The sequence below is a fragment of the Desulfosporomusa polytropa genome (assembly GCF_055380075.1).
Genome location: NZ_AP042400.1, coordinates 5,353,633 through 5,379,293, shown reverse-complemented (window position 1 = coordinate 5,379,293; position 25,661 = coordinate 5,353,633). Strand labels below are relative to the sequence as shown.

The 25,661-nt window shown below is 44.7% G+C and carries 29 protein-coding genes and 2 tRNA genes; 16 read left to right on the top strand and 15 right to left on the bottom strand.

The annotated features are described in order from the left end of the window. Nucleotides 1–5: 5 nt before the first annotated feature. The 9 genes from ACZ449_RS27035 (at nt 6) to ACZ449_RS26995 (ending at nt 9,460) form a co-directional block, all read left to right on the top strand. Nucleotides 6–623 (top strand): TetR/AcrR family transcriptional regulator, encoded by a 618-nt coding sequence (locus ACZ449_RS27035; protein WP_464259101.1) that lies wholly within the window; start codon nt 6–8, stop codon nt 621–623. Nucleotides 624–715: 92 nt separating this feature from the next. After that, nucleotides 716–1,330: a TetR/AcrR family transcriptional regulator gene (locus ACZ449_RS27030; protein ID WP_464259100.1), complete on the top strand. Its 615-nt coding sequence runs from the start codon at nt 716–718 to the stop codon at nt 1,328–1,330. 208 nt (nt 1,331–1,538) lie between these two features. Then, on the top strand, nt 1,539–1,745 hold the full coding sequence (locus tag ACZ449_RS27025) for a hypothetical protein (protein WP_464259099.1): 207 nt from the start codon (nt 1,539–1,541) through the stop codon (nt 1,743–1,745). A 27-nt stretch (nt 1,746–1,772) separates the two neighbouring features. Next, nucleotides 1,773–2,900: an efflux RND transporter periplasmic adaptor subunit gene (locus ACZ449_RS27020; protein WP_464259098.1), complete on the top strand. Its 1,128-nt coding sequence runs from the start codon at nt 1,773–1,775 to the stop codon at nt 2,898–2,900. Further along, nucleotides 2,897–5,998, top strand: a complete 3,102-nt coding sequence (locus ACZ449_RS27015; RefSeq protein WP_464259097.1) for an efflux RND transporter permease subunit — start codon at nt 2,897–2,899, stop codon at nt 5,996–5,998. Before ACZ449_RS27020 ends, ACZ449_RS27015 begins: the two co-directional genes overlap by 4 nt. Nucleotides 5,999–6,040: 42 nt before the next feature. Continuing rightward, on the top strand, nt 6,041–6,484 hold the full coding sequence (locus tag ACZ449_RS27010) for a universal stress protein (protein WP_464259096.1): 444 nt from the start codon (nt 6,041–6,043) through the stop codon (nt 6,482–6,484). A 196-nt stretch (nt 6,485–6,680) separates the two neighbouring features. Continuing rightward, nucleotides 6,681–8,051 (top strand): lipase family protein, encoded by a 1,371-nt coding sequence (locus tag ACZ449_RS27005; protein WP_464259095.1) that lies wholly within the window; start codon nt 6,681–6,683, stop codon nt 8,049–8,051. Continuing rightward, nucleotides 8,048–8,410, top strand: a complete 363-nt coding sequence (locus ACZ449_RS27000) for an ion channel (RefSeq protein WP_464259094.1) — start codon at nt 8,048–8,050, stop codon at nt 8,408–8,410. Before ACZ449_RS27005 ends, ACZ449_RS27000 begins: the two co-directional genes overlap by 4 nt. A 396-nt stretch (nt 8,411–8,806) precedes the next feature. Further along, nucleotides 8,807–9,460 carry a TetR/AcrR family transcriptional regulator gene (locus ACZ449_RS26995; protein WP_464259093.1) on the top strand — a complete coding sequence of 218 codons (654 nt, stop codon included), beginning with the start codon at nt 8,807–8,809 and terminating at the stop codon, nt 9,458–9,460. Between the two features lie 166 nt (nt 9,461–9,626). Here the strand turns inward: ACZ449_RS26995 and ACZ449_RS26990 are convergent, their stop codons facing one another. From ACZ449_RS26990 to ACZ449_RS26950, 9 genes are all read right to left on the bottom strand, one after another. After that, nucleotides 9,627–9,785 carry a hypothetical protein gene (locus tag ACZ449_RS26990; RefSeq protein ID WP_464259092.1) on the bottom strand — a complete coding sequence of 53 codons (159 nt, stop codon included), beginning with the start codon at nt 9,783–9,785 and terminating at the stop codon, nt 9,627–9,629. Then, complete coding sequence (locus ACZ449_RS26985; RefSeq protein WP_464259091.1) at nt 9,778–9,939, bottom strand: YvrJ family protein; 162 nt, start codon at nt 9,937–9,939, stop codon at nt 9,778–9,780. Before ACZ449_RS26985 ends, ACZ449_RS26990 begins: the two co-directional genes overlap by 8 nt. Before the next feature lie 22 nt (nt 9,940–9,961). Further along, nucleotides 9,962–10,186 (bottom strand): DUF2922 domain-containing protein, encoded by a 225-nt coding sequence (locus ACZ449_RS26980; RefSeq protein WP_464259090.1) that lies wholly within the window; start codon nt 10,184–10,186, stop codon nt 9,962–9,964. A 46-nt stretch (nt 10,187–10,232) separates the two neighbouring features. Further along, on the bottom strand, nt 10,233–10,454 hold the full coding sequence (locus tag ACZ449_RS26975) for a DUF1659 domain-containing protein (protein ID WP_464259089.1): 222 nt from the start codon (nt 10,452–10,454) through the stop codon (nt 10,233–10,235). Nucleotides 10,455–10,640: 186 nt separating this feature from the next. Next, on the bottom strand, nt 10,641–11,177 hold the full coding sequence (locus tag ACZ449_RS26970) for an N-acetylmuramoyl-L-alanine amidase family protein (RefSeq protein WP_464259088.1): 537 nt from the start codon (nt 11,175–11,177) through the stop codon (nt 10,641–10,643). Nucleotides 11,178–11,252: 75 nt separating this feature from the next. Continuing rightward, complete coding sequence (locus tag ACZ449_RS26965; protein WP_464259087.1) at nt 11,253–11,495, bottom strand: hypothetical protein; 243 nt, start codon at nt 11,493–11,495, stop codon at nt 11,253–11,255. A gap of 122 nt (nt 11,496–11,617) precedes the next feature. Then, nucleotides 11,618–11,935 carry a single-stranded DNA-binding protein gene (locus ACZ449_RS26960; protein WP_464259086.1) on the bottom strand — a complete coding sequence of 106 codons (318 nt, stop codon included), beginning with the start codon at nt 11,933–11,935 and terminating at the stop codon, nt 11,618–11,620. Nucleotides 11,936–12,088: 153 nt separating this feature from the next. After that, nucleotides 12,089–12,436 (bottom strand): hypothetical protein, encoded by a 348-nt coding sequence (locus ACZ449_RS26955; protein ID WP_464259085.1) that lies wholly within the window; start codon nt 12,434–12,436, stop codon nt 12,089–12,091. 61 nt (nt 12,437–12,497) lie between these two features. Further along, complete coding sequence (locus ACZ449_RS26950) at nt 12,498–12,719, bottom strand: hypothetical protein (RefSeq protein ID WP_464259084.1); 222 nt, start codon at nt 12,717–12,719, stop codon at nt 12,498–12,500. Between the two features lie 185 nt (nt 12,720–12,904). Here ACZ449_RS26950 and ACZ449_RS26945 point away from each other — a divergent pair, with 185 nt between their 5' ends. Continuing rightward, nucleotides 12,905–13,237 carry a helix-turn-helix transcriptional regulator gene (locus tag ACZ449_RS26945; protein ID WP_464259083.1) on the top strand — a complete coding sequence of 111 codons (333 nt, stop codon included), beginning with the start codon at nt 12,905–12,907 and terminating at the stop codon, nt 13,235–13,237. Nucleotides 13,238–13,361: 124 nt separating this feature from the next. Next, nucleotides 13,362–14,594, top strand: a complete 1,233-nt coding sequence (locus ACZ449_RS26940; RefSeq protein WP_464259082.1) for a tyrosine-type recombinase/integrase — start codon at nt 13,362–13,364, stop codon at nt 14,592–14,594. 123 nt (nt 14,595–14,717) lie between these two features. Here the strand turns inward: ACZ449_RS26940 and ACZ449_RS26935 are convergent. Together ACZ449_RS26935 and ACZ449_RS26930 are read right to left on the bottom strand one after the other, a co-directional pair. Further along, nucleotides 14,718–14,793, bottom strand: a tRNA-Lys gene (locus ACZ449_RS26935). A 110-nt stretch (nt 14,794–14,903) separates the two neighbouring features. Further along, nucleotides 14,904–14,979: transfer RNA gene (locus ACZ449_RS26930), tRNA-Gln, on the bottom strand. 204 nt (nt 14,980–15,183) lie between these two features. Between ACZ449_RS26930 and ACZ449_RS26925 the strand changes: the two genes are divergently transcribed. From ACZ449_RS26925 to ACZ449_RS26915, 3 genes are all read left to right on the top strand, one after another. After that, on the top strand, nt 15,184–15,648 hold the full coding sequence (locus ACZ449_RS26925; RefSeq protein WP_464259081.1) for a redoxin domain-containing protein: 465 nt from the start codon (nt 15,184–15,186) through the stop codon (nt 15,646–15,648). A gap of 449 nt (nt 15,649–16,097) precedes the next feature. Beyond that, entirely contained in the window at nt 16,098–17,960 is a 1,863-nt protein-coding gene (gene dnaK, locus ACZ449_RS26920; protein WP_464259080.1) for a molecular chaperone DnaK, read from the top strand. Between the two features lie 33 nt (nt 17,961–17,993). Next, complete coding sequence (locus ACZ449_RS26915; RefSeq protein ID WP_464259079.1) at nt 17,994–19,025, top strand: DnaJ C-terminal domain-containing protein; 1,032 nt, start codon at nt 17,994–17,996, stop codon at nt 19,023–19,025. A 106-nt stretch (nt 19,026–19,131) separates the two neighbouring features. Here the strand turns inward: ACZ449_RS26915 and larE are convergent, their stop codons facing one another. The 4 genes from larE to asnB all read right to left on the bottom strand — a co-directional run bounded on the left by larE (nt 19,132) and on the right by asnB (nt 24,760). Beyond that, nucleotides 19,132–19,959, bottom strand: a complete 828-nt coding sequence (gene larE / locus ACZ449_RS26910) for an ATP-dependent sacrificial sulfur transferase LarE (protein WP_464261949.1) — start codon at nt 19,957–19,959, stop codon at nt 19,132–19,134. Nucleotides 19,960–19,991: 32 nt separating this feature from the next. Then, the gene (locus ACZ449_RS26905) at nt 19,992–21,278 is read right to left on the bottom strand and encodes a homocysteine synthase (protein ID WP_464259078.1); all 1,287 of its coding nucleotides are present in this window, start codon (nt 21,276–21,278) and stop codon (nt 19,992–19,994) included. 175 nt (nt 21,279–21,453) lie between these two features. Then, entirely contained in the window at nt 21,454–22,740 is a 1,287-nt protein-coding gene (locus tag ACZ449_RS26900) for an ankyrin repeat domain-containing protein (RefSeq protein ID WP_464259077.1), read from the bottom strand. Between the two features lie 175 nt (nt 22,741–22,915). Beyond that, nucleotides 22,916–24,760: an asparagine synthase (glutamine-hydrolyzing) gene (asnB, locus tag ACZ449_RS26895; RefSeq protein WP_464259076.1), complete on the bottom strand. Its 1,845-nt coding sequence runs from the start codon at nt 24,758–24,760 to the stop codon at nt 22,916–22,918. A gap of 212 nt (nt 24,761–24,972) precedes the next feature. On the opposite strand from asnB, the gene ACZ449_RS26890 reads away from it, so the two are divergent. Together ACZ449_RS26890 and ACZ449_RS26885 are read left to right on the top strand one after the other, a co-directional pair. After that, nucleotides 24,973–25,185: a hypothetical protein gene (locus ACZ449_RS26890; protein ID WP_464259075.1), complete on the top strand. Its 213-nt coding sequence runs from the start codon at nt 24,973–24,975 to the stop codon at nt 25,183–25,185. A gap of 139 nt (nt 25,186–25,324) precedes the next feature. After that, entirely contained in the window at nt 25,325–25,660 is a 336-nt protein-coding gene (locus ACZ449_RS26885) for a cupin domain-containing protein (protein WP_464259074.1), read from the top strand. The last annotated feature ends 1 nt before the right edge of the window (nt 25,661 follow it).

Below are 25,661 nucleotides of genomic sequence, written 5' to 3'. Positions count from 1 at the left end.
GCACTATGGCCAGACCTCCACAAGATTCCCAGATTCGAATTACCGAGATTTTAGATACAGCTGAACATTTGTTTACGATTAATGGCTATTGCGGAACAACCATTAGTGATATTGCTAAGGAAATGAGCGTCGCTCAAGGAATGCCTTATTATTATTTTAAATCGAAGGAGAAAATATTGGAAGCATTAGTCAATCGTCATATCTCTTCCATTATTGCTGAAATCGAAGCTGTGACTTGTTCCGATAGTATGACCCCGCTCCGCAAAATAGAATTAACGCTATTTATCCTACTGCGGAGCGTTCGTTGTAAAGACGGATTACTTTTTTATACTTTATGTAATGAACAGCATTTACATATGAAAGAAAGGGTGGCCCACCTAGCTAAAAGCTTATTTACACCTCTACTGCTAACAGTTATTGAAGAAGGCATTCGCACACAGTCTTTTCACATATCGCACCTTAATACAACGCTGGCTTTTATCCTAATTATCATTGAACCCTTGTATGATGCTCTGTATGAGAAAATGTCTGCTGAGCTTTTATCCCATCGCGTAAGGATGGCAGAAACGCTTATCGAAAAGGCGTTGGGCCTCCAGGAAGCAATGATCCATATATCATTGTAAACGCTGAAACAAAATTCAATGGAAAATTAATCCTTGAAAATTTTCTCAGTAGGATTTATAATTTAAACACGTTTAAATAATCGAGGTGCACTATGGCTAGGCCTTCACAAGATCCCCAGATTCGAATTACCGAGATTTTAGATACAGCTGAACATTTATTTACGATTAAGGGCTATTGCGGAACAACCATTATTGATATTGCTATGGAAATGGATGTTACGCAGGGAATGTTTTATTACTACTTTAAGTCCAAAGAGGACATCTTAGAAGCACTGCTCAATCGTCACTTGTCTTCTATCGTTTCAGAAATTAAAGACATGGCTTATTCCAATATCACTCCGTCCGAAAAATTGGGACTTATGATTAGTATCCTGATACATGGTGTTTGTTATAGGGATTCATTACTGCTCAATACTATATACGAAAATCAGAATTCGCATATTAAAGATAAATTAGCCTCCCAAGCCACGCTCTCAATCACGCCCTTTGGGCTGAAAATCATTGAAGAAGGAAGCCGCAGTCAAGCTTTTAATGTGCTTCATCCTCAAACCTCTCTCGATTTTATCCTGCTTGTCATTGACTTCTTAGTTGACACCCTCTATAAGAAATTTCCCGCTGAACTCTTGTCTCTACGTCTGAGGATGGCGGAAGCTCTTATCGAAAAGACGTTGGGCGTACAGGAAGGAACAATCCATATCTCGCAATAAGCGACTATTAAATGTAATTGAATAATTGAGTGTTTGCCTGAAATTACCCGCTATCCAAACAGCAATTTGGCTTGAGCGGTTTTTTCAGGCCAATTAATTAAACGCGTTTAATTAATTGTGTTTAATTAATTGGCTTAACTCTGTACGCTAAAACCTGGCCACTCACTAGCAAGCTATCTAACCACGCAAACGAAAGGAGGATTGTATAATGTGTACTATCATTCAAGGCATACCCGTTATGGCTGACCCGGCACTATCCTGGGAGGAAATTAATAAAATTGTGACTGAAATCATCCAGGACTGGGCCTGGGAAGGCAGGAACCTCGGAAAAATCGAGTTGCTTAGCGATGGGCAATTAGTTCATATCTGCTCTTATGAAAAACCAGCTGTCAAGCTTGTCCCCCTAAAAAATTAATTGAGAATAAGACTAAGGAGTGAAACAATGCAACAATTAAATTGGTTAAGCAAACTACCACCTAAGAAGTTATATTGTGGTTTAGCCACAGCAATCATCGGGCTCGGTATCATTGCGGGCGTTATCCTGAAAGATCACAACAAGCCAGCAGCTGCAGCAGAAGAGATTGCGATAGTTCGCACTGCGGTAATTGGCACTACAAAAAATACCCAGGAGTATACCTATTCTGGTGAAGTACGCGGCCGCTATGAAAGTCAATTGGCTTTCCAGGTCAATGGAAGAATTACCAATCGAAATGTCCAATTAGGCAGTCACGTTAGCGCAGGCGATGCGTTGATGCAAATTGACGCCAAAGATGTTGTGCAAACCGTTAATAGCAATTCCGCTCAGGTGTATTCGGCTGAGTCGCAGCTACAGTTAGCAGAGAGCAATCTCAACCGGTACCGCGAATTATTGGAATGCGGCGCTATCAGTCAATCCCAATATGACCAGTATGCCAATGCCTACAATGTAGCCGTTGCCGGGGTGCGGCAAGCCTCTGCTCAATATGAGCAAGGTACTAATCAACTGGATTACACTCTGTTAAAGGCCAATAAATCTGGTATTGTGTCCAGCATTTCTGCCGAAATAGGCCAAGTCGTCAGTGCTGGACAAATCATTGCCACCGTAGTACAGGACGGCGACCGCGAAGTGGAAATTAGTGTACCTGAAAACCGCATTGAAGAATTGCGTCAAGCTAAGGACATCAAAGTCACTTTTTGGGCATTAGCTAATAAAATGATTGCTGGCAACGTAAGAGAAATTGCCCCTATGGCTGATCCAACCACTCGTACTTTTAAAGTACGCATTAGCTTACTAAACCCGCCGCCGGAAATGAAATTAGGCATGACCGCTAGTGTAACCGTGGTCAGCAGCAATGTACCGCAAACTACAACTATTCCACTGACTGCCATTTATCAAACCGGCGATACGCCAACCGTTTGGGTGGTAACAGACGATATACTTACCTTGCGCCCCATAAAAGTGGGCAACTTTATTAATGAAACATCAATTGAGGTCCTTGAAGGCCTACAGCAGGGTGATTGCATTGTAACCAAAGGCGTACATAAACTCAAGGCAGGACAAAAGGTACAAGCTGGCGGTGAGTCCCTGTGAAAAATTTCAATCTAACCGAATGGGCGCTAAATCATAAACATTTTATCTACTTTTTCATGCTCCTATTTTTCGTCGCCGGCCTCTACTCCTATAATAACCTCGGCCGTATGGAAGATCCGGACTTTACCATCAAACAAATGATTGTCACTGTCTCCTGGCCGGGTGCTACCGCGCGAGAAGTAGAAGAACAAGTTACCGACAAAATCGAAAAAAAATTACAAGATTTACCCGGACTTGATTATGTGAAAAGCTTCTCCAAACCTGGGATAGCAGTTATTTACGTTCACTTAAAAGATACTTTCCCACAAAAAGAGGTCCGTCTTAAGTGGCTAGAAGCCCAGAAAATGGTTAACGATATTAAACAAACTTTACCGTCTGGTGCTTCTGAACCCGCGTTTAATGATCGGTTCGACGATGTATATGGGGTAATGTATGCCCTTACCGGTGATGGCTATACCTATGAGGAAATGCGAGAAAAAGCCGAACGTATCCGCCGTATTTTGCTGGGTGTCCCCTCTGTTAATAAAGTTCAACTTGTAGGTGTGCAAACAGAAAAAATTTATATTGAAATAGAAAATAGTAAATTGGCGCAGTTGGGAATTAGTCCTGAGCTAATAACTTCCACCCTAGCAGCACAAAACGCCAAAACGGCTGCCGGTATGTTGGAGACAGTATCCGACAATATCTATTTACGCATTACCGGTATGTTTGAGCAGCTGGAAGATATCCGTAATGTTCCTATTCAAGCTAACGGACGTACTTTCCGCTTAGGTGACATTGCCAAAGTAACCCGCGCCTACACCGAGCCTAGTGACCCTAAATTTTATTATAACGGTGATCCTGCCATTGGCATTTCGCTGGCGATGAAGCCTGGTGATAATATTCTTACCTTAGGCGAAAATCTGGCTAAAACGATTGAGCAACTAAAAAAAGAGCTGCCTGCCGGGCTGGAAATCCACCAAACCGTTAATCAGCCTGAGGTAGTAAAAGATTCGATTAATTTATTTATAGAATCACTGATAGAAGCCGTCATTATCGTTTTATTTGTTAGCTTTGCCAGTCTGGGCACCCGCGCCGGTCTGATTGTCGCCATGTGCATTCCCCTGGTTATTTTGATAACCTTCTGCTTTATGGATATGCTCGGTATTCAGTTGCAACGAATCTCGCTCGGTGCCCTGATTATTGCGTTAGGTCTGCTAGTAGATGATGCCATTATCACCATTGAAACCATAATCGTTAAATTGGAACAAGGCTGGACCCGTTTCAATGCTGCCTGTTTTTCCTATACCTCAACAGGCTATCCGCGCTTAACCGGTGCCCTGGTCACTGTTGCCAGCTTTATCCCTGTCAGTATGGCTGCTGGCAACGGCTCTGAGTATTGTATAACTCTTTTCTACGTCATCGCCATTGCCCTGATTTCCTCTTGGGTCGTGGCCGGGACAGTTACCCCGTTAATGTCTTACTTATTTATTAAGATTAAACCAAAAGCAGCAGACGAAGATGAACATGATGTCTATGATACCAAGTTTTATAATCTATTTAAACACACCTTGAATTGGTGCATGTCGCATCGCAAAATCGTGCTCGCTATTACTGCCGTCAGCTTTTTCGGTGCTATGGGCTTAATGGGATTAGTCAAGCAGGAATTCTTCGCAAGTTCTACCCGGCCAGAACTTATTGTTCAATTACAATTACCGGATGGGGGTTCGATAAACACTACTGACGAAATCGCCAACCAGGTTGCCGCAAAGCTAAACGGCAATCCCCTGATTTCTTATTATACCTACCATGTAGGCGAGGGGGCACCCCGGTTTGTCTTAAGTTTTGATCCAACTTTTCCCAAAACCAACTTTGCTGAATTTATCATTGTTGCTAACGACTATAAAGCCCGTAACGAATTGAACGTTTCCCTCAGTAAATTAATAAATGAAGAATTTCCCAGCGTGCATGTTCATACCAAGATTCTAAGCAATGGGCCGTCAGCCGATTATCCGGTTATGCTGCGCGTCAATGGCTATGACCAGGATAAAGTCCTCGAGATAGCCGAAAAAGTACGTATTGCCATGGAAGCCAACCCGCAAGCAAAAAATGTCAACCTAAACTGGATTGAAAAAAGTAAAATTATCCATCTGGCTGTTGATCAAGCTAAAGCCCGCAACTTAGGCATTACCTCCCAGATGTTGTCTAACGCTCTCCAAGCCCAGTTAAGTGGTACTCCTTTTGCAGAATTTAGGGAATATGACAAAACCGTTAACATGCTTTTCCGCTTTGATTCGCAGGATCGCTATGATCCCTCCCGCATAAAAAATCTCAATATCCAAGCCAGTAATGGTCAATATATTCCCCTTGATCAAATTGCCAAAATTAGCTTTGATACCGAACATGGTTTGATTTACCGCCGTGATTTAAAACCCATGGTTTGGGTACAGGCGGAAATAACGCCGGGCGCAACCGGTGACGATGTCGCCCAGCAAGTATATGAAAGTCTTGCTGATGTACGCGCCAATCTGCCCTTCGGCTATAGCATCGATTATGATGCTACTAAAAGTGACAGTGTAAAAGCGAATAAGTATATTGCTGCCACTATCCCGATGATGCTTATTTCCATCATGATCCTACTGATAACTCAGCTGCAAAGTATCCCGAAGTTAATTCTAACATTGCTAACAGCGCCGTTAGGACTCATTGGGGTGTCAATAGGACTCTTGGTTACCAACAGTCCTATGGGCTTTGTTGTAACTCTGGGAATTCTGGCCTTATCCGGGATTATTATGCGTAACACAGTCGTTTTGATGGATCAAATTTCTCAGCAGCTTGAAGCCGGCGAATCCCTCTGGGATGCCATTGTCAACGCAACAATTATTCGTTTTCGCCCCATCTGCCTAACAGCAGCTGCCGCTATTCTCGGGATGGTTCCTCTATTTACCGATGTGTTTTGGGGACCAATGGCTATCGCTATCGCAACCGGTTTAGCAGGCGCAACAGTCCTAACCCTGATCGTACTGCCAGTTATGTATGCTACCTTGTATAAAGCACAACCAACCACAAACACACAGGCTTCTGAAACAACTACTACTGAAAATAAACCTTCTGTTTAATAATCCTTACTTGGTAAATATATTGAAATGGAGTTGTTATCTATGGAAAAACTGTATAATAAAATTTTGGTGCCGATTGACGGTTCAAAAAACTCACTTAAGGCATTGTCACACGCAGTGGCAATGGCACGTTCCTTAGATGCCGAAATCACCATCCTTTATGTATCAGTTTTATCGCAGCAAACACCCTTATATGATCAGGTGAAAGGGACTACCATTCCGGCAAATATCTCTACAGATCCCGCAAATTTCGCTAAACAACTACTTGCAGAGGCTTTAAAACATGTTCCAGAAGGCACCAGTGTTCATACACATAATGAACTTGGCGACCCACGTATTGCTATTACAGAATTTGCCGAACAAAACAGCTATGACATCATCGTCATCGGTAGCCGTGGGTTAGGAACCATTTCAGGATTACTCCTGGGTAGTGTCAGCACCTACGTCATCCGCAACTCTCATTGTCCTGTTTTGGTTGTCAAATAGTCTCTTAATCAAATTTAAAAAACAAGTCACTCGGCAGTAAAACTATATTGGATTCTTAGGTTATTCTGACACATCCAAGCTAATTGCCAACCTTTATTCTTACTTGCGACGAAGTATTAGCTCTATCGTATTCATTCAAGCATAACTTCATCTGACGGCAATATCGAATGAAGTTATGCTTCCATGGAGGATTCTGATGAAAAAACTAGTATTGTTGCTGCTCAGCCTTATGCTATGGTGGAATCCGGTTTTTGCTTACGCCAGCCCAAAAGAAGACTATGAGGAAGCCTATAAATTATATATTGCCGCCGGCGCCAGCGTAGCGGCTTATAGTGACCGGATTGGCCAATCGGCAAACCGTTACTTGGAACAGGACGGCTGGCAAATTGATCACTATATCCAACCGCAAGACCATACTGGGGCTCGTTTTCTTGTAGCAAAAAAGGACTGTGGCAACGGTACTCTCTTATATGTTTTAGCGATTGTCGGAACAGAAAGCAACGGTGATATCAGAACTAACTTAAAGGTCGATAAAGTGTATTTTGCCGGTACTAACTTAGAAGAATTCGCAACCAATGCCGCCAAAAAAGATGTGCCAAGTACGGAACCCAAAGTACACAGAGGCTTTAACGAATTTGTGCAAGCCGGCCCGTCCGCTATCCTGGAGAATGCCCACCAAGCTCCTCTTTTCTTCCCCGCAGTACTTTTAGCTGATAAAAACTGTAAGTTGTATCTAACCGGCCATAGTTTAGGCGGTGCGGCGGCAACTCTGGCCGGCGCAAGGCTCCTCAGCACCGGAGTAAGCCCAGAGCAGGTTGAAGTCATAACCTTTGGCGCTCCCGCAGTAGGCAATGCTGCCTTTGCCGCCAAATTTGAACCAATTCTCCACTTAACACGGGTCGTCAATTCCGGTGATCCGGTAACCGGCGTCCTGCAAACCCTGGTTGGCGGCTATAAGCAGTTTGGCCAAAAAATCAAATGGAACCCGCCTGACACTGTGGATGATCCCCATAAATTGACCGGCTATCTAGATTCCGCATTAAAAAACTATTATGACAAGCGACACCAAGCCGTACAAGCTAAAATCGAACTGCCGCCCCCAGCTGCCGTCAAACAGGCAGCCTCTGGTCGCGTCTACATTGTGCCACTCCAAAATAACCTTCCTGCTGGTTTGACGGCAGATTTTTGGTATATGCAGGAAGCATTAAATGAGGACTACCGCCAGAGATTACCAGACTATGTTACCGCAGATGCACAGGCGGCCTCCACCACATGGCGGGAAGCGGCCACCGCCTCCCGCTGCCGGTGGGCCATTCTCTCTGAAGTAAGCGCCTCTCGTGTAAAACAAGAAAAAAACACCTATTACATAACAGTAAACCAGACTATATATAATGTTGCTACCGGAGCTGTCACTGACACTGCTACCTTTTCTACCGGGACATACAATCTAACCCCGCTGGAAGCATTCATTCATGTTTTCAAAGAAATGAGCGCCCATCAAAATAACTGGCTACTTAAAAATAAAGCCGTGAACGAAAAAAACACTGTGAAGTGGATGTTTCGATGAATCAACTAAAAATGGCTGTAGCGTATGTCTTATGCGTGGTGACCGCCGGAATTATCGGATTTGTCTCCATTGAACACTTGCCATGGCTTGACGCCATCTATCTGACAATCACTACGATCACCACAGTCGGCTATGGCGATGTCGTTCCAGCGACTACAGCCGGGAAAATTTTTATCATTCTTTTTATGATTTGTGGTGTTGTCACTGCAGGCTATACGCTCACGCTGATCATGAGCATCATCATTGGGGCAGAGTTTTCTATCCTGTTGCTATCGGGGCAAACGGCCCCATTTTTCTCTCCATACATCAGCTCTGGTATGGGCAATTTATTTATCCGTTTGTTGCCGCTGTCACTCTAATCAGCTTATTTGGGCTCTGGCACACTTTTAACAGGTCTTTCGGGGGCAAAATCTGAATATTCCGGCTGTTGATACGTTCCTGCTCATCCTCGCAGCAATAGCGTCAACAGTTATTTTCGAAAAAACCGCGATTATCGCATTAAAGCCTTACGCACAGGTACTGGAAGAGCTGGCTGAATTGATCGCCTATTGGTGCATGGTCAGTATCGTCGCAACAGTTGGTTTTGCGAAACGGCAAGAGTATAACTGGGGACCAATAAAAAAAATACCCCCAAGTAATCATTTGTAACCATGCCATGAAGTATGATCATTTTACGACTTCAAAACCGGAGGATTTTTCTCGTCAGGCCTTATCAATCGTGACAAGAAAAACATTCCAACTTAGGAGTTGGTGATGTGAAAAGTAACACTGTAAATAGAATCATTGATACCGCCACGACCTTATTTGCCACACATGGATTTGAACATGTTACTGTAATTCATTTGGCAGAGGCAGCCCACGTCAATGTCGCCTCCATTTCCTACTACTTTAATGGCAAAGAATCGCTTTACAAAATTGTACTAAAAAATCAATTTTCACCTGCCCTCCAGTCACTGCGGGAAATTGAAACCAAGGTCAGGTTAACAGAAACCGAGCGTCTGATTGGCTATGCAGAATTGATTGCCGAGGTAAAACGTAAGCAACCATATCTAAATCCTCTTTGGCATTACGAAATTATCCGTCATAATGCCGCCCATAGCATCCCTGTCGTAAAAGAATATACAGTTCAACTGTATCAGTACATCTTCTCTTCTCTTTGTCAGGGAATAGCTAATAGAGAATTCGTCCCTAACCTCCAACCTCACAATACAGCCTCATTGTTGGTTGAAATAATTCATGTTCCTTGTGTCCCTTTTTCTCTAACTACGGAATGCGCCCCATTAGATAAAGATCCTGGTAAGGAATATGCAGTCCAGGCATTTCACCATTATCTACAAGGAATTAGGTACGCCCCGTTGCATGCTACTACTCAAATTACCATCGCAGAAACTGCGAAACCAAGCCTGTAAGAAACGATTAGATCATAGACAAAAAGACAGCATGCCAATCAGCATGCTATCTTTCCAAAGTTATATTCAATTTCGCACAGCTTTTAGCTGTTCCGGATACCTTATCCATATTGTCAGGCAATACTTCAATCGCAGCACCCAATGTTGCAAGCCATGCATCCCCAATTCATCGCAGATCCTCTGTTTGCCGGTTTGTGGACGATGGAACCATGACATCAACACGCTCGTCCATGTTTTCTTCATAGACACCAACTTCCTGCTCAAGCTCTACATCCTCAATCCTCTCGGCATCAGCTGGTGGCGGACCATATACCGTCTTAATCATAGTTTTGTCTGGCCTCCATCCTTTCGACACAATTACACATCTGATTGATTGCGTTAGTCAGCTCGGTCAGACGTTTTTCCAACCTAACCAACAGGAAAAAGGCCACCACCATGGGAAAACCGTACGTCGCCGTCAGGCGGGCCAACTCTTCCATCTGCAGGGCCTCCTCTCGTCTACTATGCCAGCTCGGTTATCGCCAGTTGCCGAATTTGCGCTTCCTTGGCAGTCACTAGGTCGCCGCTGCTACTGGTAAATACATTTTTTGCAATAATGGTGGCCATCACTGCCTGCACTTCGGCCAGCGTCAAACCGTCTTTCGGCTCCTTGACCGCCACAGTCACCTCTTTGCCACTTCCAGTGGCAAAAATCATTTCCAGCGTTTTGGTATTGGTATCAGCCATGGATCATTCCTCCTTTCTGCTTTTTGTTGACTAAGCGTCCTTAGCTTTACTGATTGATCAAATTGGCATTGTCCACCCGGGCAATATCTGCGACCGTATAGGACTGCAGCCCCATCAATGCCTGAGCCACATCGAACAAATCTTGGTCGGTCGCCGTCGATTTGCCGGTGTAGTTCCGGGTGACATATGCCGGATTACCGGACGTTGTCACACCCTTTTGCAGCTTAATAGCAATCGTGCTGTTTTGTGGTACTTTTACTACAGCCATCCATCCTGCCTCCTTTCGTGTGTCCCACGCAAAAGGCACACCCCGGGAGGTGTGCCTTCTACGCCTGGAACGGATTTATGACAAGCGCGGCCTTGGCCACGCGGGTCACCAATAATTGCCCGTTCCAGGAGCAATATTTCATTTTGTAATCATTATAACAACAAAACGAAATATTGTAAAGCATTCTTAGCCAGCAAAATAACGATTGATCCCCCCGGCAATCGCTATTGCCGCGCCCAGCTGGCATATATACCTCGTTAGCAGTTCGCGGTTCTTCTCATTGGAAATAAACGCAACCTCTACTAATACCGCCGGACACTCCGTTTCCCGCAGCACCCGAAAATTTGCTTCCTTAACCCCTCTGTCGGCAGTTTTCAGTTCTGCCACCAGCTGGGATTGAATCAGCCGGGCTAATCTTTGCCCCTGTTCACTCCCTGGATAATGGTATACTTCCGTGCCATGGGCGGCATGATTCGTGGCGCTATTTGCATGAATGCTAATAAAAAGATCAGCTTGATTGGCATTAGCCAGTTCCGATCGAAATAAAAGGCCATCGGATTCAATATTGCCATTGCGGGTAAGTAAAGCCTCATAGCCCTGTTCATAAAGCTGCTCTGCCAACAGCTTCGCAATTGCCAGCACCACATCACACTCCCGCACGCCCCTGGCGCACGCGCCAGGTTCTACCGGTCCCGAATGACCAGGGTCAATCACAACCTTCATAAAGAATTCCCCTCCCACCAGATTTTTAATTAATTCGCAATACAAAGCCCACTGTAGCATCCCTCCGGGCACGCTTCAGCTTGGGCTGGCTTCTGACCACAGTTGATTCATCACCCATTTGTCGTAAAAGACAGCCATTTCGCTGAAGAAATCAGACTGCCCTGAAAACTGTTCATCACGTAAGCCGATCTGTGTCAAAATACACAGTATCCACCAATACACCGCAAACGGAGGTGCCTTACATTTGGCCAAATCACACCCAGACTGACTGATAAACAAGTCAATGAACTTGACTGCTTGCTCAGCCAGCTTCAACAAACACAACAAGCAGGAAATACGGATAAAGCAAACCATTTAATCGATCAAATCGAAAATATTTTTCAGCAACTGCTGGTATCAAGACAGCCTACACAGGCTCGCGAAAAAACTAACTACTCCGGCTAAACTCTTTCCACTCCACTCATAAACTCTACATCCCGGACCACCACTTCAGTGACTTTTCGCTTTTGTCCGTCCTCCCCATCCAGGCCCCGGACATGCAGCCGTCCCTCCACGGCTACCTTTCGACCTTTGACCAAATGAATGTTAATGGTTTCGGCCAGAGTGTCCCACGCTACACAATCAATATAGTCTGTCTCCTCCCTCACTCTGGTCTGATAATTTACTGCCACCGCAAACGAACAAACGGCTTTGCCATTTTGTGTATACCTTATCTCCGGGTTTTGAACCACCCGGCCAACAAGGATGACTTTGTTCACCTTGAACCCTCTCCTCCTCAGTTATCCACACATCCACAGCCCCTACTACTATTATTGGTTTACGTTTATACATAGTTTACGTTTATATAATGTAACCAGGTTGCCAACCAATATGGTTGACAACACCCTGTTTGCCAACCAGCTTATCAACCATTATGGTTGGCAAGTTTTCGAAACCAATGTTAAGCAAGGCTTATCCACCGGTTTATCCACAGGTTTTCCGCAAAAAGAATGTAGCGTATAATAGGGAGCCAACCGTCCTGGTCTGGGCGTATGCGTAATCAGTCCTCCTTCCACCAGTTCTGTTCTGGCTCGCGACAAAGCCGAATAACTAAAACCCAACAATCCTAAAAGCGTACTGCTGGCCACCGTAAAATGTGGCGGCCAGCCAGCCCGATTGCACAAATGCATCAACACACCCCACAGAGCCTGGGCATCACTTGATAATGGCTGGGTAAGTAACCGTGCATAAAAGCCATTGAGCTCGACAATATAATTCACGGATACTTCCGCGTCCACAATAAGAATTGCCGAATCACAACCCAGCCAATCCCACTCCGCATCACGGCGCTACACGTTTCAAGCTGGCAATCTCTACTCCCACTTTCGCCATAGCGCGTTTACGCAACCATTCATTGGCCGCCTCGATATGAATCAAAAACCGGTTACCTTCTTTCGACGCCGGGAAGTCAGACAAATAGCAGAGTTCCCTCACCCGGTTCTGGCCAATTCCTGTCATTGTAGCAAACTCTTTTACCGACACCATAATTTTTGTACTAGTCATACCCCTTGCCTCCCATAACATTATGTAGTTATCATATTACACTTTGTAGTATATAGTAGTTTTTAAAACTTTTCAATACATTTTGTAATTTAATCTTTACAAAATGACGTAATAAGTCTTAGAATGAAGATAGAAACTATAAAGTGATGGTGTGTGAAAAAAGATGATAGAGTGTGTGATAAGGCATGATTAATGAAAAAATTAAAGCCGCCCGCGCCAATATGAAGCTGTCCCAAGCGGCTCTGGCACGCGCCGTCGGCGTCCAGCAATCAACCGTGGCGTCCTGGGAAAAAGGCCGTACCGAGCCTGACACCGTCATGGTGGGACGGCTGGCCCAAGCATTGAAGGTAACCAGCGACCATCTCCTCGATATTCAGTCCGAACAGCTGGTTTTACCCGAAGGTGTCGCCGACCTGGCAAAAAAAATCGCCGACCTGTCGCCAAGCGACCGAGCGGTTGTGGAAAAAGTAGTAGCGGCCTTAGGAACCGACGACAAATCAAAAGTCGTCCCTGGTTAACCGGTGGATTCGTAACTTGCTAAACCCCAAGCGGTAGCATCATACCGACTAATTTACTCATGATTTGCAGCAACAGGATTTGCATTTTTTACCGCATAAAATTTTTATAGGCGGTGTGTGAAAAATGGCAAAACGTGCAAATGGAGAAGGAACCATCTGTAAACGGAGTGACGGCCTCTGGACAGCGGCCATCACCATAGGCCGGGATGAGAAAACCGGCAAACTTATCCGGAAATATGTATACGGCAAAACCAAAACCGAAGTTCAAGAAAAAAAGGCTGCTCTTCTGGAAACGAATAAGGGATTATCCTATATCGATGCCGACAAAATTACAGTAGCTCAGTGGTTAGAAAAATGGTTACACGTATATGCTCGCACCAGAGTCCGACAAAATACCCTGGAAGGTTACCAGTTTATCGTGACCAACCACGTGGTACCCGCTGTTGGCACCACAAAATTATCTAAGCTGCAAGCGACTCAAATTCAAGCGATGATCAATAACATCCTGGATAATGGCGGATCACCGCGCTTAGCGGAGTTTTCTTTTGCCGTATTACGCGCTGCCATCCGTCAGGCTCTCAAAGAAGAACTAATTTACCGCGACCCAACCCTGGCTGTGTCGCTGCCAAAGAAAAAGAAAAAAGAAGTTGTGCCGTTAACCGATGAACAATGGACTGCCTTATTGGCAACGGCAGCTAAACCGACTTTTATTTTTTGGTACCCTGCGCTGCTGTTAGAATGGGGTACAGGTATTCGCCGCGGTGAACTGGTCGGACTGCGCTGGAGTGATATCGATTTTAAACGCCAAACCATATTCATTTGCCGAGCGGCTATCACCACAAAGGATGGGCCAAAAATATCCGAACCAAAATCACAAAAAAGCCGTCGCGCGATTCCCATTCCCGCTACAGTAGTGACCGAACTAAAAAAACACAAAGCCCGCCAGGCTGCCATGCGTCTTAAAGCAAAAACCTGGGAAGATAATGACCTGGTATTTCCAACCCGCTTCGGCACTCTGCAGGACCCGTGTGTAGTGACCCGGCGTTTTTCCCGCTTAGTGAAAGCCGCAGGCATTCCCCACATCAGTTTTCACGACCTGAGGCATGATCACGCCTCCCGCCTCTTCGCCCAGGGAGAACATCCCCGCGACGTCCAGGACCGTCTCGGCCATTCCTCAATCACCCTGACCATGGACACTTATACACACGCCATGCCGGGCCGGCAGGAAAATATCGCCGGCCGCCTGGAAGAAAACCTTCCATCCTGCCTGGCACCGGCTACACCCACTACCCGCAAGTTTAAAATTAAAAAAATTAGCATGCATCAACTTACTACAACAACCGGAAATTCCAAATAAAAAGACCCGTGAATGTCACCTTCATCAGGCGATATTCACGGGTCTTCTCTCTTTCATTGTTGTAGGGTTGTTGTAAAAATAAAAAAGCTTTCCAGAACTAAGTCCGGAAAGCCTTGAATTTCCTGGTGACACACCGGGGAATCGAACCCCGAACCTACTGATTAAGAGTCAGTTGCTCTGCCAGTTGAGCTAGTGAGTCATATAAATAGTAATTTAAGGATGTTCCGCGCTATCGCTCAGAACTAAGCGATTCACTCAAGTTTCCGCGTCACTATCGTTCCTAAAAACTTGGTTCTCTGCTTATGCTTATGGCTGGGGCGCTAGGACTCGAACCTAGGAATGCGGGAGTCAGAGTCCCGTGCCTTACCAGCTTGGCGACGCCCCAACGTTATAGATTAATGTTTAATGCACAATAAGTATTATATATATTGTTTGGTATTTTGTCAAATAAATATTTTTAGTAATTGCAAATTGCAGTAAAAGCTTATAAATAGTTGAGATATTTTTCTATAAAAGAAGGTTTTTTTGATGATAATTTATAACCTTATACAGTAGTTCATAATTTGCTACATAAATGGAGGCGATTGCTATGAATCAAATTACCGTTGGGAAGTATGCGCCTGATTTTGTTTTGAAAGACAATCGTGGGGATGAAATTCGTCTATCAGATTTCAAAGAGAAAAAGGTTTTACTATCCTGGCATCCCCTTGCATGGACACGGGTTTGTGCCGAGCAAATGAAAGCGTTGGAAGCTAATTTGGATGAATTTGATAAGTATAATGTTGTCCCTCTTGGCCTCAGTATTGATTCGTATCCCTGCAAAAATGCCTGGGCGAAGGAATTAGGCATTTCCCGTGTAAAACTGTTGGCTGATTTTTGGCCACATGGCCAAGTTGCACTTAACTATGGTCTTTTCCGCGAAAAGGAAGGTTTCTCAGAGCGGGCAAATGTTCTTATTGATGAAGCCGGCAAAGTACTTTGGGTCAAAGTTTATCCAATTCCTGAACTACCGGATATAACGGAAGTGTTTAATCAAATCAAAGGTAGTAACTAGAGTTGACTCAAGTAACTGCCCACAACCATGAGTGTAAAAAAACGCAGCTTTCAGGCAAGAATTGCTTGAAGGCTGCGTTTTCTTTGGCCTGTCAAATGACCTCGTTCAGTAAAGCTGAACATCGAATCTTCAATTGGGGACTCAACCCCACCTGAAGTAACGCGCCTATAGAGGCGGAAGTCCTAACTCAGCGACTAAGATAAATTCTCGCTTTGAAAGAGCAAAAGTATAAAGTCAAAAGGTTTAAAAGTCAAAAAGTCAGAAATAATGAGCCTGTGTATGAATTCCGGACATCTTATTGATAGAATGGCTTACATGATCATAGGTAGCTATTTTTAAACATTCTTGATTTTTCCATTAGTAATCATTATCTGTTACTATAAAGTTGTAAGCAAGGAACTATTCACACGTAAATTATTACTAATTGAAATAAAGAGGAGGCGCAAATTATGGGAAAAGTAGTAGGTATTGATTTAGGTACTACTAACTCGTGTATATCGGTATTGGAAGGAGAACGTCCTGAGGTTATTGTCAATGTTGAAGGTGGCCGCACTACCCCCTCAGTTGTCGCATTTCGCGATAACGAGCGTCTTGTGGGCCAGCTAGCCAAACGCCAGTCGGTCTTAAATCCGACCAAAACTTTTTATTCGATAAAACGATTTATTGGTCGGCGATTTAATGAAGTCACCGATGAGATGAAGCTGGTCCCCTATAAAATAGCGCAAGGCGCAGATGACACGGTAACTTTCGTTGTTGATGATAAGCAGTATGCACCGGAAGAAATTTCAGCACAAGTGCTTCGGAAGCTGGTAGATGATGCCAGCAAATATCTGGGCGAAAAAATAACCGATGCGGTCATTACCGTGCCTGCCTATTTTAACGATGCCCAGCGTCAAGCCACCAAAGATGCAGGCCAGGTTGCTGGACTCAATGTTTTGAGAATCATCAACGAACCTACCGCTGCAGCCCTAGCGTATGGACTTGATAAGCAAAAGAATGAAACCATCCTGGTTTTTGACTTAGGCGGTGGTACCTTTGATGTATCTATTCTTGAAGTTGGTGATGGCGTGTTTGAGGTCAAAGCCACCAATGGCGATACCCACCTTGGCGGCGATGATTTTGATAAAGCTATTGTCGATTGGCTGGCTGCCGAATTTAAAAAGGATAACGGCATTGATCTTCTCAAAGACAAACAGGCACTGCAACGTCTTACCGAGGCAGCCGAAAAGGCTAAAATTGAGTTGTCAGCTGTTACCGAAACAACCGTCAATCTGCCGTTCATCACCGCTGATGCTAGCGGCCCTAAGCATCTGGACAGCAAACTTACCCGGGCAAAATTTGACGAAATTACCCACAGTCTGGTAGAGCGTTGTCGCATCCCAGTGGAAAAAGCACTAGCGGATGCCAAGCTGTCTGTTAAAAATATTGATGAAATCATTTTGGTAGGCGGTTCTACCCGTATCCTTGCAGTTCAGGAATTAATCAAGCTTATGACTGGTAAAAGCTCTAATCAAAGTGTTAATCCCGACGAAGTCGTAGCTGTGGGCGCTGCCATCCAAGGCGCCATCTTGAGTGGTGACCTTAAAGACGTAGTACTCCTTGATATTACACCACTATCGCTTGGCGTAGAAACCTTAGGCGGTGTCATGACTAAGGTTATCGAGCGCAACACTACCATTCCAGCCCGCCGCAGTCAAGTTTTTAGCACTGCTGATGACAATCAAGGCGAAGTAGACATTCATGTGCTTCAAGGTGAAAGGGAAATGGCCAAAGACAACCGTTCCCTTGGTCAATTTAAATTAACAGGCATTCCTGCCGCGCCACGTGGTCTACCACAGATCGAAGTCACCTTCGACATTGACGCCAATGGTATTCTCACCGTCAGCGCCAAAGACAAAGCAACCACCAAGGAGCAGTCCATCACCATCAGCGGCTCCAGTAACCTGGATAAGACAGATATTGACCGTATGGTGACTGATGCTAAGCACTACGCTGCAGAAGATAAAACCCGCCGACAATATGTTGAACTGAAAAACGAATTAGATTCTCTGGCCTATCAGGCCCGCAATTTGGTAACAGAAAAGGGAGAGTCTCTGCCTGCCCATATTAGCGGCCGCCTGACAACCGCACTGGATGCAGTCACACAAGCGGAGAACACTGCTGACAAAGCTAAGCTACTACAGCTAAAAAATGAATTGGAACAAGCTTATAGCCAAGCTTGCCAATACACTCCCGCCAATGCCGGCCAGAGTACTAATCCCGCTCAGCAATCCAATCCAAATGATAACATAATAGATGCCGAGTATGAGTAAATAAACAAAGTCTAATAAAAAGGGGTGATGATTATGACCTATATCGATTACTATGAAACACTCGGAGTTTCCAAAACTGCATCTGATAAAGAAGTCAAGCAAGCCTACCGCAAGCTGGCCCGCCAACATCACCCCGATCTTCATCAAGGTGATGCCAAGGCTAAAGCGGAGGAAAAGTTTAAGCTCATAAACGAAGCCTATGAAGTGCTGGGCGACCCTGACAAGCGTTCTAAATATGATCAGTTGGGTATGAATTGGCAGGCAGGCGATAACACTCATTTTGATCCAACCAACCCTGCTGGTAACCAGACTTATACCTACCAGAGAGCTGCTGATTTTGATAACAGCAACTTTGGTTTCAGTGATTTCTTCTCAAGTATTTTTGGGCAAGATTTTACCCGTAGCGAGCATAGCGGCAACCAGGCACGCAGTGCCAACTACAAAGGCGAAGACGTGGATGCCAACATCAGCTTAACTGTTAATGAGTTAATCCACGGAATAGAAAAAGAGCTCTATCTATCTCTACCCAATGTCTGCACTACCTGCCATGGACAGCGCTTCAGTCAACAAAGTATCTGCCCGTCCTGCGGCGGCACTGGGGTCATCGAAGATACCAGAACTTTCAAGGTAAAGATACCTGCCAGCCTCTATCCTGGAGCGACATTACGCCTGAAGGGACTAGGCGGTAAGGGATACGGAACTGGTTCTGCCGGTGATCTGCATCTTCACCTCCAGGTTACTGAAAACGCGTCGTGGCAGGTAACTGGCAGTGACCTGGAAACCGAACTCATCCTTTATCCCGAACAAGCTGTATTGGGTGACAGCATCAAAGTCTCTACCCCTCACGGTGCAGTCCAACTCAAAATCCAACCTGGTACTCATGCTGGTCAAAGATTACGGTTAAAGAACAAAGGGTTACCGAAAAAACAGGGTCTGGGCAATTTATATTTTAAAATCTGCATCGATATCCCCCAAAACTTATCAGTAGCCGCCAAAGAACTATACCAGCAACTCCACAAACTAAATACAACTGATCAAGAAATGCCGGAAACCAAAATTGCTTAATGCTACCTGCCGAGTTCATACTCCTTACTATGCTTATATTCAAAAAGAAGTAAGTCCGCACCAATCAGTGGTACGGACTTACTTCTTTTAAAATATTTCGTTACCCTTACTGTTTGTCTGGTAAGTCTAACACTGCATTCATACTACCAGTGCGATACCCCGACAAATCCAATGTAACATACATAAACCCTAATTTACGCAGTTCCCCGCTAATCAAGGCTGCTTTATCCGGCGCAGCCAACACAGGGATATCTTCCGGCGAAACCTCAATCCGGGCCAGATTGTCATGGTGTCTTACCCTAACTTGACCAGTACAGAATTGTTTAATTACAGCCTCAGCTAGTTCGATCTGTTTCAGCCGCTCAGCCGTAATCGGCAAACCATATGCCACCCGCGACGACAAACAGGCGGCGCTGGGCTTGTTCCAGGTAGGAACTCCCCATTCCTTCGATAGTATCCGGATTTCCGCTTTAGTCAATCCAGCCTCTAGCAAGGGGCTGCGAACTCCGTTCAATTCATCAATAGCCCGCATGCCCGGCCGGTAGTCTGATGTATCATCTGCGTTCGAGCCTTCTAATACCCAGTTGATTTGCTCTTCATTAGCCCAATTTTTTAAGTCACTAAACCGTTGTTTCTTACAGAAGTAGCATCGCTCCGCCGTGTTGGCAACAAAGTCGTCACTAACAAGCTCACTACTGTGTAGCAGAACATGACGAATACCAATTTGCTTGGCAACATCAATAGCCTCCTGCCGTTCCGCATCAGGCAGGGTTTCTGAATAAGCAGTAACAGCCACCGCCTTGTCCCCTAATACCCGTTGGGCAGCAGCAGCCAGGAAGCTGCTGTCAACGCCACCGGAAAAACCAATTGCCACGGTCCCCATTTCCTGTAATAGCTGTGTTAATTTTTCTAATTTATCGTTGAGTTGCACTATGAGTTCCTCCTGCACCAAAACTACATCTGTTACTATTTGGTTGCTACAAAAGCCTGCTTCAAATCGGCAATAATATCCTCTATATCTTCAATCCCAACAGACAGGCGTACCATGTCATCACTTACACCAGCAGCAGTCAGTTGTTCGCCGCTCAATTGAGAATGGGTGGTACTAGCCGGATGAATGACTAGCGACTTGGCATCACCGACATTGGCAAGAAGCGAAAATAATTTAAGGCTGTTAATGAATTTTTTTCCGGCCGCTAAACCACCTTTAATACCAAAGGTCAAAATAGCGCCCGCACCTTTGGGCAGATATTTTTGTGCCAGTTTATAATCTGGGTGACTTGATAAGCCAGGGTAGCTGACCCAGGAGACAAGCTCATGCTGTTGCAGAAACTCGGCTACCTTCTGCGCATTTTGGCTATGACGTTCCATGCGGAGATGTAGTGTTTCCAGGCCCTGTAAAAATGCAAAGCTATTAAACGGGCTGAGGCAAGCACCTAAATCCCGCAAAATTTGTACCCGTAGGCGAATAATATAAGCCAATGGCCCTAAGGCTGCCGTATATTTTAAGTCATGGTAGCTGGGGTCAGGCTCAGATAGTAACGGGAATTTACCATTATCCCAATTAAATTTACCGCTGTCAATGACAACACCGCCCATAGATGTACCATGACCGCCAATGAACTTAGTGGCCGAATGGATAACAACATCAGCACCAAAGTCAATGGGGCGGCAGAGATATGGGCTTGTAAAGGTACTATCAATAAGAAGCGGTATGCCATTGTTATGGGCGATAGCCGCCACGCGCTCAATATCCAGCACATCAATCTTAGGATTGCCAATGGTCTCGGCATAAAGAGCCTTGGTTTTTGGAGTAATCGCCTTGGCAAAGTTCTCAGGGTCACTAGGATCAACAAAAGTAACCTTAATGCCCAGCCGCGGCAGGTTGTAAGCAAACATATTGTAAGTACCACCATATAAGGTCGAAGAGCTAACGATTTCGTCGCCAGCCTGGGCAATATTAAAGATAGCTGCACTTATCGCGGCGTGACCGGATGCAAAAGCCAGCGCACCTACACCGCCTTCCAATGCGGCAATGCGTTTTTCAAATACATCAGTAGTAGGATTGGTAAGACGAGAATAGATGTTGCCAGACTCTTTAAGACCAAATAGATTGGCGGCATGATCAGCGTCACGGAAATTGTAGGCTGTAGTCTGATAGATAGGTACCGCCCGGGAACCAGTAGTTGGGTCAGGCTCTTGCCCCCCGTGAACAGCCAAGGTATTAAATTTTAGATTTTCAGGTAATGCCATGTTTATTAACCTCCTAATAATTGTAAATTGTTAAAAATAAAAAGGCCAAAGAATGGCTCACTAGAGCAGTTCTTTGGCCTTTAGTTTACTAATCAGCCTAGATAAATATACTATATGTACTTGTATGTTACATATAGTATCATAGGAGTAGCTACTTGTCAATGAAAAAGGTATATTAAAAAATATAAATGCTCTTAATTTTCATATCATCAGGCAATGACTTGTCGTCACCGCCATTTAGCCACGCAATAGGTATACTATCGGCACTGATATCAAGTTCATAACGTGTTTTGCCATCGCGTGTTATGGCATAGAGCGCGTCACTGTATTCAATTGCTCTCAATCCGCCAGCTTGCCTCAATTCTCCCAAAGTCCCCCCTACCCTGACAACATTACCAGTCTTATAGCGGCTATCGAACACATGAATAGCTGTGACGATCCGCTCATTCTCTTTTCCCTTCGCAAAAAAAACAGTAAGCGACAGTGCCCCTGTGCTCTGATTATACGCTCTAATCACAGGATATATTCTGCCGCTAAGATACTCTTCACCGTCGGTTACAGCTTGTTTACCAAACTCCTGATATAGCGAATCAATTGACTTACCCACCCCAATGTTTCCCGCATAGCCTGGAGCTAATATAAATTGCCCCGGTGGTGCAGTCGCCGCTGCTGCTGTCTTACTCTCAACAGTAGAACCGGAAGATTTAGCCCCTTGTGGTTTGCTGTCAGGTGTGGTTAGTGATTTGTCCGGTTTCTTGCTCACAGGAGCAACTTTATCTAAAGCTTCTTTAAGTTCAGTAACTCCTGCTTGCACCAAAGCCTCTAACACTCTTCTGTCATTCTTGGCTTTAGCCATACTAATACTAGTATTGCCTTTACTATCTTTGGCGGTAATGTCAGCGCCCCTTTGCAACAAGACATTCACCACATCGGCATGACTGTTACATACGGCCATCATTAGCGCAGTCTGTCCCGCTTTATCACGAGCGTTTACATCAGCGCCTTGATCTAATAGTTGCCGCACTATCGGAGTCTGTCCATAGGCAGCTGCCGCATGCAACGGCGTAAATCCGTCAGTTTTTCGGTAAGAGTCAGGCGCCATCCCCGCTTGCATAAATAGTGTGGTAACACCTTTCTCGCCCCGGCCAGCATATTTGACAAAATCATCAGCTGTAAAACTCACACCCATGCGAAAAAGCCGGTTTTCCGGTAAGTTAGCAGCTTCCAGTTTAGACTTACTGTCCATAATGCCATAGTAAGTCCCGAGCCCAACAATAGCCGGTAGAAGGATCAACGCAAAATACACCAAATGCCGCGGCTCAAAGCTTGTGAAAAAACTGCCTGTAGTCACCTTAACTTTACTGAACAGTCCAGGAAAATCAGGTTTACTCACCGTCGGTCGTTTAATCCCTTTTATTTTCTCAATAGTGTCTTTAATTTTAATTTTTAAATTTGCCCACATATTTCGCTCCGGTACATAAAGTTTTTATTTATTATATATTCGCCTTCAGACACATATTCCCTTTGTTTTTCGACAAAAAGATACACGTGAAATTAATATTTTTCTAACAAATGCCAATGCAGTAAATAGTCAACTGCCGTATCTTTGATTTTTTTCAAGAGATACGGCAGTTATTTTAGACTATTTGTACCTTGTATTCGCGCATCCAATGATCAGCTTGGATGAGATAGGCAAAGAGCTGCGGTCCACTCATCAATTGACCAAACCAAGGAATATTGGCTGCAGATAAATCGGTCTCAGCAATTTTTCTTAACTCATCCATTGCAAGAACCTGTTTTAGCGGGGATGACGCTTGGTTTAAAACAGTAAGGGCCTCATTGACAACTGCTTTGGTATACGCTGGGTTATGCGTTTTCGGGTAGGGACTCTTTTTTCGCCACAATACATCCTCAGGCAAAATCCCTGCCAGTGCATAACGCAAAAGTCCCTTTTCCCGGTTTTGTGCATTTTTTAGATCCCAAGGTACATTCCAAACATAATCAACAATCCGGTGATCACAAAAGGGTACCCTAACTTCTAAGCCAAAGGCCATACTCATACGATCTTTACGATCAAGCAGTGTTGGCATAAAGCGGGTAAGGCTAAGGTAAAATATCTCCCGCATTCTGGCCGAACGTTTATCTTCGCCCGGCAGCCGCGGCACTTCGGCTAATGCATCACTATAACGCTGGGCTACATAGTCAGTCGGCTTAATTCTTCTCTGCATTTCCGGTTTCAGCCAGGGGATGCGGATCTCGGGGTGCGGCGACCAGGGAAAAGTAGCCGTATTGATCATCTCTTCCCGCCGAAACCAAGGATATCCGCCAAAGATTTCATCAGCACACTCGCCTGACAAGGCAACTGTCGCGCCCTTTTTTATTTCGCGGCAAAATAAATATAACGAAGTATCAATATCAGCCATCCCCGGCAAATCACGCGCTAACGCAGCAGGTCTCAAGCTTGCTGCCAGTTCCGGAGTGTCTAATACTATATTATGGTGACATGTTTCAAAATATTCTGATACACGGGTAACCCAGGGCGCATCCGCGTTTGGCTGAAAACTATTTGCTTTAAAATATAATTCGTTGTCTACATAATCCACAGAATAGGTGGATAAACTTCCTAAGCCTGATCGTTTATTTGACATAGCGGCTAGCGCAGTAAGCACACTGGAGTCAAGCCCTCCTGACAATAATGTACAGATAGGGACATCAGACACCAATTGCCGATTGGTAGCGTCAATTAATAGCTCCCGGACTTTAGCCGTTGTTGCAGCAAAATCATCTGTGTGTGGTTTTGATTCAAGCGCCCAATATTTTTTTATAAACATTCCCTGTCGGCTGTATATCATGGAGTGACCAGGCTTTAATTCCTTAATACCGCGAAACACGCCATGCCCGGGTGTGCGTCCTGGACCGAGCATGAACACTTCGGCCAGACCCTCTTCATCAATTTCTGGCCTTACAAGCGGATTCGCCAAAAGCGACTTAAGCTCTGAGCCAAAAATAAAACTGCTGCCTTGTTCGGTATAAAATAATGGCTTTACACCCATGCGGTCACGGGCCAAAAACAGGCTTTGGTTTGCTTCGTCCCAAATGCCAAACGCATAGATGCCGTTGAACCGTTGAACACAATCCGGACCCCACTCGATAAAAGACACTAGCAAGACCTCGGTATCACAACGTGTGCTGAACACATGGCCCCGATCCTCAAGTTCCTGCCGAAGCTCTGGCATATTATACAATTCTCCATTATAGGTGATCACAAATTTTTTCTCACCACGATAACGAATCATAGGCTGCGCACCCCCTATCGGGTCAATAACACTAAGACGGCGGTGTCCTAATGCTGCGTGCGCTGCAATATAAGTTCCTTGTGCATCTGGCCCGCGTGCTGCCAATGTTTCAGTCATAGCAATTAAGATATGGCTCTCGTCCGCAAGATTTTTCTTCCAGTCAATCCACCCAGCGATCCCACACATTGTACTTATCATCTCCCCAAAAGAATAACCTGTGTCAAAACGCAACCAGATCACTGGTGCGTTGCACAGGCCGCTTTGCCTCACACATCACATGCTTATAGATATGCACGATAGCATCCAATTGTCACATACTACAAAAAAGTATGTATGGAGTACGAATTCAACGGATACGCTAACGTAAACATACCCGTTGCAATCAGGAGGAATTTGCTATGACTGAAGCAAAAAACAATTTACAATCAGTAACTAAAGCAGCTACTGCCCCAACAACTTTAGATTTTCCAGAAGGCACAACCTTTGATAATGCCCACACAGCCAATAGTTTGGTGGCAAGAATGCTCTGGGGACATGAAGAGAAAAAAGTTAGCCTTAATGTACGGGTTTCTGAAGATGGGACTCTAGATTTAAATGATATTGTACATTAAAAGAACAGATTGAAAAAACAGGCCCACTGCGGCCTGTTTTTTCGGCAAACTGTGACATGTGTCACAGTATCTTATTAATTCGTTTGGTAATATAAGTACAAAGATACTTTTCGTTCCAAATATAAGGGAGGTTATAATAATGGAAAAACAATTCATCAAAAATATTGAGTTCAGTAAAGCCTTAGAAATGGTTGATCTGGTAGACTATCAGCCAGGCAAAGTGGTCAGCCTGACTTTGTCACAAAACCAGACACTTAGCATGACCCTCTTTGCTTTTGCTAAAGGCGAAGCGATCAGCAGTCACTCTGCCCCCGGCGATGCCATGGTCTACATCCTTGATGGAAAGGCTGAAATTACAATTGGTAACGAAAAAGTCACAGCAACAACTGGTCAAGTCGTTGTTATGCCAGCCGGAATTCCCCATGGCCTTGATGCAGTAGAAAACTTTAAAATGTTATTGGTACTTGTAATGTAAT

What these genes read in the sequence shown, in the direction of transcription:
- ACZ449_RS27000 (WP_464259094.1), top strand. Translation starts at nt 8,048, where the DNA reads ATGAATCAACTAAAAATGGCTGTAGCGTATGTCTTATGCGTGGTGACC.
- ACZ449_RS26950 (WP_464259084.1), bottom strand. Translation starts at nt 12,719, where the DNA reads ATGACTAGTACAAAAATTATGGTGTCGGTAAAAGAGTTTGCTACAATG.
- ACZ449_RS27005 (WP_464259095.1), top strand. Translation starts at nt 6,681, where the DNA reads ATGAAAAAACTAGTATTGTTGCTGCTCAGCCTTATGCTATGGTGGAAT.
- asnB (WP_464259076.1), bottom strand. Translation starts at nt 24,760, where the DNA reads ATGTGTGGGATCGCTGGGTGGATTGACTGGAAGAAAAATCTTGCGGAC.
- ACZ449_RS26900 (WP_464259077.1), bottom strand. Translation starts at nt 22,740, where the DNA reads ATGTGGGCAAATTTAAAAATTAAAATTAAAGACACTATTGAGAAAATA.
- dnaK (WP_464259080.1), top strand. Translation starts at nt 16,098, where the DNA reads ATGGGAAAAGTAGTAGGTATTGATTTAGGTACTACTAACTCGTGTATA.
- ACZ449_RS26945 (WP_464259083.1), top strand. Translation starts at nt 12,905, where the DNA reads ATGATTAATGAAAAAATTAAAGCCGCCCGCGCCAATATGAAGCTGTCC.
- ACZ449_RS27030 (WP_464259100.1), top strand. Translation starts at nt 716, where the DNA reads ATGGCTAGGCCTTCACAAGATCCCCAGATTCGAATTACCGAGATTTTA.
- ACZ449_RS27025 (WP_464259099.1), top strand. Translation starts at nt 1,539, where the DNA reads ATGTGTACTATCATTCAAGGCATACCCGTTATGGCTGACCCGGCACTA.
- ACZ449_RS26940 (WP_464259082.1), top strand. Translation starts at nt 13,362, where the DNA reads ATGGCAAAACGTGCAAATGGAGAAGGAACCATCTGTAAACGGAGTGAC.
- ACZ449_RS26925 (WP_464259081.1), top strand. Translation starts at nt 15,184, where the DNA reads ATGAATCAAATTACCGTTGGGAAGTATGCGCCTGATTTTGTTTTGAAA.
- ACZ449_RS26890 (WP_464259075.1), top strand. Translation starts at nt 24,973, where the DNA reads ATGACTGAAGCAAAAAACAATTTACAATCAGTAACTAAAGCAGCTACT.
- ACZ449_RS27010 (WP_464259096.1), top strand. Translation starts at nt 6,041, where the DNA reads ATGGAAAAACTGTATAATAAAATTTTGGTGCCGATTGACGGTTCAAAA.
- ACZ449_RS27035 (WP_464259101.1), top strand. Translation starts at nt 6, where the DNA reads ATGGCCAGACCTCCACAAGATTCCCAGATTCGAATTACCGAGATTTTA.
- ACZ449_RS26905 (WP_464259078.1), bottom strand. Translation starts at nt 21,278, where the DNA reads ATGGCATTACCTGAAAATCTAAAATTTAATACCTTGGCTGTTCACGGG.
- ACZ449_RS26980 (WP_464259090.1), bottom strand. Translation starts at nt 10,186, where the DNA reads ATGGCTGATACCAATACCAAAACGCTGGAAATGATTTTTGCCACTGGA.
- ACZ449_RS26970 (WP_464259088.1), bottom strand. Translation starts at nt 11,177, where the DNA reads ATGAAGGTTGTGATTGACCCTGGTCATTCGGGACCGGTAGAACCTGGC.
- ACZ449_RS26885 (WP_464259074.1), top strand. Translation starts at nt 25,325, where the DNA reads ATGGAAAAACAATTCATCAAAAATATTGAGTTCAGTAAAGCCTTAGAA.
- ACZ449_RS26975 (WP_464259089.1), bottom strand. Translation starts at nt 10,454, where the DNA reads ATGGCTGTAGTAAAAGTACCACAAAACAGCACGATTGCTATTAAGCTG.
- ACZ449_RS26985 (WP_464259091.1), bottom strand. Translation starts at nt 9,939, where the DNA reads ATGGAAGAGTTGGCCCGCCTGACGGCGACGTACGGTTTTCCCATGGTG.
- ACZ449_RS26915 (WP_464259079.1), top strand. Translation starts at nt 17,994, where the DNA reads ATGACCTATATCGATTACTATGAAACACTCGGAGTTTCCAAAACTGCA.
- ACZ449_RS26990 (WP_464259092.1), bottom strand. Translation starts at nt 9,785, where the DNA reads ATGATTAAGACGGTATATGGTCCGCCACCAGCTGATGCCGAGAGGATT.
- ACZ449_RS27020 (WP_464259098.1), top strand. Translation starts at nt 1,773, where the DNA reads ATGCAACAATTAAATTGGTTAAGCAAACTACCACCTAAGAAGTTATAT.